Here is a 6,564-nt window from a genome sequence, read left to right as displayed (position 1 = left end):
AACTTGGTACAGTCTGCTGTCAGTCCTGTGTTGGCTTTCACTGCCAGGCAGGGGCCAAGGTCACGGCCGATATGGGTTGCGCCCAACAGCACGATTTCCGGTTTGTATTCTTCAATCGCTTCATAAATCACTTTCGTATAGGCATCGGTGCGGTAGGTGGACAGTTCCGGATCATCCGCAACATACACTTTATCCGCGCCGTAAGCGAACAGTTCGTCCGCAAGGCCTTCGATCCCTTCTCCGCAGAGCACTGCGCAGAGCTCACAGCCCACTTCCGCTGCCAGCTTTTTGCCTTCTCCAAGAAGTTCGATCACTACAGGCATGATTTTTCCGTCTCTCTGCTCTGCAAATACCCAAACTCCCTTATATGCGCTTAAATCTTTCTCTTCTTTTTCTTCCTCTACCTTTTCAATCGCCTTGAATGGACATTTCTCCACGCACACGCCGCAGCCCGTACATGCGGTTCCGATCACTGCCAGCTTGTTTTCCATGGTAATTGCATCAAAAGGACAGTTCTTCACACAGATGGAACAGCCTTTACATTTTTCTTTAATCACATTTACTGCCATTTTCTATACATCCTTTCCTCGTTCTCTATCGATCCCTAAATGTAATGTTTTTCTTTCAGCTTTCCAACTAAAGCTGCGCTCATATCCTGGATGGTTCCGCCTAACATCTCGCCTTTTCCCTTTGGCGGCGGAGTGAAGGAACGGAATACCTGGGTTGGGGATGCATTGAGGCCGCAGTTCTTCGGGTCTAATTCCACATCGTCATGGTTCCATACGGTGATGTCTTTCTTATATGCATCTACGATTCTTCCGATGTTCATATATCTCGGCTCGTTTAATTCTTTTACAGCGGTCAGAAGGCATGGGGTCTGGACTTCGATCACTTCGTAGCCGTCTTCCATCTGTCTCTGTACAATGGCTTTGCCTTCTTCCAGCTTGATCTCCTGGACATAGGTTACTACAGGAAGACCCAGTCTCTGGGCAACCTGAGGTCCTACCTGGGCGGTATCTCCGTCGATGGCCTGGCGTCCTGCGAAGATCACGTCCACGCCGCCCACTTTACGGATTCCGGCTGCGATGGTGGTGGATGTGGCACAAGTGTCGGCTCCGCCGAATGCCCGGTCGCTCAAAAGGTATGCTTCATCAGCGCCCATTGCCAGACATTCTCTCAGCATATAGGTGGCCTGTGGCGGTCCCATGGTCAGCACTGCAACTACTGTATCCGGGTCCTGGTCTTTGATCTGGAGAGCTGCCTCTAATGCGTTGGCGTCATCCGGGTTTAAGATGCTTGGAACACCGTCACGGATCAGGGTGCCCTTTACAGGGTCGATTTTTACTTCATTGGTATCTGGTACTTGTTTTACACAAACTAATATCTTCATTTCTACCTCCGCTCTGCCGCATTGCGGCATCTATATTCATGTGAGTGTTTTTCCACATAATTACCGTATTATTTTTTTAATAATTTGCCTGCAATTACCATCTGCTGTACCTGGGATGTGCCTTCGTAAATGGTGAATACGCGGCAGTCTCTGTACATGCGCTCTACCTTGTAATCCTTGATAAAGCCGTATCCGCCGTGGATCTGCACTGCTTTTCCTACGATCTCATTACAGGTTTCTGCTGCAAAATATTTGGCCATGGATGCCGCCATGGATGCGTCCTGATGGGTATCCATCAAATAAGCGGTTTTATATACCAGTTGTTTTGCCGCTTCCAGCTTGGTTGCCATATCAGCGATCATGAAGCTGATTGCCTGGAAATCACCGATTCTTCTGCCGAACTGTTTTCTCTCTTTTGCATATTTTACTGCTTCATCCAAAGCGCCCTGAGCCACGCCGATTGACTGGGCTGCAACACCCATACGTCCGGTGTCCAAAGTCTTCATGGCGTTGCTGAATCCTCTGCCTTCTTCTCCCAGAAGGTCACTCTTATGTACGCGGACATTTTCCAGAATGATATCGCTGGTGGCACATCCGATCAGGCCCATCTTATCCTCCGGTTTACCACAGGATACGCCTGGAAGTGTCATGTCCACAACGAACGCAGAAATACCTCTGGTTCCTTTGCTCATATCGGTCTTCGCATAGATCACCGCGTAATCAGAAAGAGGAGCCATGGTAATAAATGTTTTACGTCCGTTTAAAATATAATAATCGCCGTCTTTTACAGCGGTTGTTGTCATGCCGCCTGCGTCGGAACCTGCTCCCGGCTCTGTAAGCGCAAATGCCAGTTTCTTCTCACCTGTCACAACAGGTCTTAAATATTTCTCTTTCTGCTCATCATTTCCGGATAATAAGAGAGGTCCGCCGGATAATGAGTTGGGTGAAGAAACATACAAGCTGGCTACGCCGCTCACTCTTGAAATCTCTTCCATAACAATAACATAGGCACGGGAATCTGCGCCCTGTCCGCCCAGTTCTTTCGGAACCTTAATTCCAAAAAATCCTGCTTTTGCCATCTTCTGAAGAATCTCTTCCGGGAAAACTTCCGTTTCCTCTACCTGGTCCAGAATTTCTTTGGTCAGCTCTTTTTCTGCGAATTCTCTGGCCAGTTTTCTGATCAAGTCGTGCTGTTCTGTAAAATACATCTTCTAATTCCTCCATTCTGCCGTATTACGGCAATTTAATCAGGTTTATTTTGTTGTTCTAATCTATCGATAACCTGCTTTTTTAATTCAGATATCAATACTTTTCCACTTGCAGTCATGGGAAATGACTGAAACTGCAGTACATGGCTGGGTATCTTATAATGAGCCAGCCGCGGTTTTAAATAGGCTAAAACCCCTTGTTCACTGAACGGGGCGCCTAAAACGGGAATAACACAGGCCACAATTTTCTCCTGCACCACCTCTGCCGGAATGCCGATCACTTTAACATCCTGCACATTGGACAAATCTTTGATATATCCTTCGATCTCCTGAGGTGAAATATTCTCTCCCGCCCGAATGATCATGTCCTTGCGCCGTCCCACCACATGCAGATAACCGTCCCGGTCCAGATATCCAAGATCACCGGTTCTGAGCCAGCCGTCCTCCATAATCACTGCTTTGGTCTCCTTGGGCAGTTTGTAGTAACCCTGCATCAGATTATAGCCCCTGACCTGAATCTCTCCGATTTTATCATGATCCAGAATCAATCCGGTCTGGGTTCCATAGATTCTGATTTCCACATGGCTGATGGCCCTGCCCGAGGTTTCCGCTTTTCTTCCAAAATAATCTTCCCGGTCCGCCAGGGTCACGCAGGGGGATGTTTCCGTCTGTCCGTAAGAAGGAATCAAATCAATTCCCGGTATTCTCTGGCAGATCGATATGTATTCTTTCGATGACAGGGGTGATCCGGCTATGATGCCGGAACGCAGGCTTTTTAACGAATATTCCGAAAAAGCCGGATTGCGTATCATGGCTAAAAACATGGACGGCACGCCGTTTAACACGGTACATTTATATTTATCAATGTGGTCCAGCACCTTTTTGGTCTTAAAATACTTCATCAGGTGAATGGTACATCCTGCATGAATACTGGCTAACAGTCCGGAGGTGATTCCAAAACAGTGAAACAGGGGAACGACCAAAAACAGCTTGTCGCTCTCCTTCCACTTCATCCGCACAGCCGTTTCCAAAGAGTTGTTAACCAGATTAAAATGGCTCAGCATTACGCCTTTTGGTATGCTGGTGGTTCCTGATGTAAAAAGCATTCCGGCGATGTCACCGGGCTGAACCTGGCGTTTTACACGGGCCAGCTTTGCCATCTCTTTTTTGCTCTTTTCAGCAGTAAAAAAGCTTTTTTCAGTCATCCACTTGCCTTCGCCGTCGCGGCCTATGGGAATCCAGCGTTCCACCCTGCACCAATCCATTTTTTTCACCTGGTCGACCATGGTTTCATACAGAAGGGATTTATACCCGTCGCCGTAATACATATATTTGATGTCGGCATAACGGATGATATCCATCAGTTCATGTTCCAGGTAACAGGTGTTGATCAGCACTGGAACCGCTCCGATCTTCTGCAGGGCTAAAAATGTCAGAACCCAGTTTGGTGTATTCACACTCCAGATTCCCACGTGATCGCCCTTTTTCATCCCAAAGGAACACATCCGGATGGCCAGATAATCCGATACCAGATCCAGTTCCGCCCAGGTGTAATTCTTATCCCAGTATTCGATTGCCATTTCATCGGGAGACTGCTTGACCCGCCAGGCCAGGCATTCTCCTATGGTCTTATTGACCAGCTCCATTTCCATCTGCCGCACCATACCGCTTTCTTACATGGATAATCCGCCCCATGTTTCCAGGAACATCTTTTCATCCATTATTTTTAAATCAGGAGAAACTTCCGGTACAAAATCCATCTGATCGATGATATCTTTCTGAAGGTCAATTCCAGGGGCGATTTCGATCACGGTCATCTTTCCGCCAACCAATTCAAATACGCAGCGCTCTGTTACGTAGAGAACTTCCTGGCCGGATGAAGAAGCGTATTTGCCGCTGAATGTGATCTGCTCCACTTTCTTTAAGAACTTGCGCCCTTTTCCCTCTTCCAGAATCACCAGTCTGCCGTCTCTGATCTCCTCTTTGCATTTATCCGCAAACATGCCGGCAAATACGACTTTTTTAGATGCCTGGGAAATATTGATAAATCCGCCCGGGCCGGTAAGCCTTGGGATCTTCTTCGTCGGGTCTTTTTTGTCCGGTATGTAGAATTTGCTCACGTTAATATTGCCTTCCTCGTCTGCCTGGGCAAGTCCCAAAACAGCCAGGTCACAGCCGCCTCCGTCATAGAAATCAAACATGGAACCATGATCCACGTTGGCTTCGGCGTTATATGCGCTTCCGAAGTTTGGAAGAGCTGCGGGCACGCCGCCAAAGGAACCGCTTTCCGTGGTGAGCATAATATCATCGATATGGCCCTCTTCTGAAACAATGCTGGCCGTCTCGGAAGGGATGCCAACTCCAAGATTGACGATATCGCCCTTTTTCAATTCTGCCGCGCACCTTCTGGTGATCACCTTTCTCGGTGACAGGGGAATGACGGGCAATGCCTGAAGAGGTTTCTTTATGTTGCCTGCAAATGCCGGTTCGTAATAGGTTCCTTCCGTCTGCCAGCAGGCGTTGGGGTCTGTCGCTACCACAACATAGTCCACCAGAGCTCCCGGAATCTTCACATCTTTTGGATGGAGCGTTCCCTTCTGCGCTGTATACTGTACCTGGACAATGACGATTCCTCCGCTGTTTTTCGCAGCTTCCGCAACCGCGTATCCTTCATTGATGGGGCCTTCATTTTCAAAAGTGATGTTTCCGTTCTCATCTGCCGTAGTCCCTCTCAGAAGAGCCACATCCAGTTTAAATGATTTATAAAACAGATATTCTTCACCATCCAGCTGAATTAGTTCCACAAGATCTTCCGTGGTGGCTTCATTCATCTTGCCGCCTTCAATTCTGGGATCCACATAGGTTCCAAGACCGACCTTTGTAATCAGTCCGGGACGGTGTGCTGCGATCTCCCGCCAGAGATTGACGATAACTCCCTGCGGCAGGCAGTGACAGGCCATCTTATTGGCCCTTACCAGATCGTTCATGGCAAAGGCTGAGCCGATATGAGCTGCCGACCATTTGGTAACCAGCCCTTCATAACCCAGCCGTGTCATGCCTCTTTCTTTCCAATCGCCCATGGCGCTTCCCTGTTTCATCGTAAGATCACAGGGATGACCTGTTTCCTTGTAGTTGTCTGCGATCGCTACAGCTACCTCTTCTGCCCAGCCGGACAGTCCCATACCAGCAACGCCTACGGTCGCATGGTCTGGAATTAATTGCGCTGCTTCTTTGGCAGTAATAAATTTTGCCATAACTTACCCCTTCCCTAATCGCTTATGTTATTTTCTTAACGTGATTATATCATATTAGGCCAAACATGTAAACATAGACATGTTTGATTAAACTGAATTCGTGAGTTTTAATGATAATCCCCCTCATTTTTTGTACATATTCCACAATAAATAATTTTTTAAATCTTTATTTTAGTTGAGGAAGTTACGCCGTGAATCCTGGGAATGGGGACAGACGGGGGCGGAGGCCTGCTTGGAAGGTTGGCACCGGTAGGAGCGGAATCCATTGGCGATGAAAACCGGCTTCCAACCGTAAGTGAAACTAAGGCTCCAGGGACGGAAAAAGGCGGTCCGATGCCCATTCACGGTAAACTCTTTATAGGACTTTACCGTTCAGTGGGCATCTCAGAAACTGATTCGGTTTTCAGTTTCTGCCCGTCTTTTTCCGTCCCTGGAGCCTAAGTTTCACTAACGGTTTCCAGACGGCTTTCATCGCCAACGGATTCCCCTCCTACCGGTGCCAACCTTCCAAGCAGGCCTCCGCCCCCGTCTGTCCCCATTCCCAGGATTCACGGCTGTGTACTGGTCTCAAAAGGGTAAATAAAGATTTTGAGGAGGGAAGTAGAAAAGGCAGAGAAGCGTTTGATTGAGACGATGTTTGGTATTTAGAGCAAATTATGGTATAGACATTTCAAGTAACTGACGTGGGGAATAACAGTAAAAGGTCAAGGCA

6 protein-coding genes are annotated in these 6,564 nt (G+C 47.9%); 1 reads left to right on the top strand and 5 read right to left on the bottom strand.

The features are described from left to right. From GPL15_RS23010 to GPL15_RS22990, 5 genes are all read right to left on the bottom strand, one after another. Window positions 1-569 (bottom strand): 4Fe-4S binding protein (locus GPL15_RS23010; protein ID WP_215701020.1); only part of this gene is annotated, 569 nt, incomplete at its 3' end. Window positions 570-604: 35 nt separating this feature from the next. Then, window positions 605-1,390: an electron transfer flavoprotein subunit beta gene (etfB, locus tag GPL15_RS23005; protein ID WP_215701019.1), complete on the bottom strand. Its 786-nt coding sequence runs from the start codon at window positions 1,388-1,390 to the stop codon at window positions 605-607. Window positions 1,391-1,458: 68 nt separating this feature from the next. Next, window positions 1,459-2,598, bottom strand: coding sequence for an acyl-CoA dehydrogenase family protein (locus GPL15_RS23000; protein WP_215701018.1), 1,140 nt, complete (start codon window positions 2,596-2,598; stop codon window positions 1,459-1,461). A gap of 35 nt (window positions 2,599-2,633) precedes the next feature. Then, window positions 2,634-4,262 (bottom strand): AMP-binding protein, encoded by a 1,629-nt coding sequence (locus tag GPL15_RS22995; protein ID WP_215701017.1) that lies wholly within the window; start codon window positions 4,260-4,262, stop codon window positions 2,634-2,636. A 9-nt stretch (window positions 4,263-4,271) separates the two neighbouring features. After that, the gene (locus GPL15_RS22990) at window positions 4,272-5,852 is read right to left on the bottom strand and encodes a malonate decarboxylase subunit alpha (RefSeq protein ID WP_215701016.1); all 1,581 of its coding nucleotides are present in this window, start codon (window positions 5,850-5,852) and stop codon (window positions 4,272-4,274) included. Between the two features lie 204 nt (window positions 5,853-6,056). Between GPL15_RS22990 and GPL15_RS22985 the strand changes: the two genes are divergently transcribed. Further along, entirely contained in the window at window positions 6,057-6,293 is a 237-nt protein-coding gene (locus GPL15_RS22985) for a hypothetical protein (RefSeq protein WP_215701015.1), read from the top strand. Window positions 6,294-6,564: the final 271 nt, after the last annotated feature.

It is taken from the genome of Clostridium sp. MCC353, from assembly GCF_018785315.1.
Lineage (GTDB): Bacteria > Bacillota > Clostridia > Lachnospirales > Lachnospiraceae > CHH4-2.
This window is presented reverse-complemented; position numbering and strand designations above follow the sequence as displayed.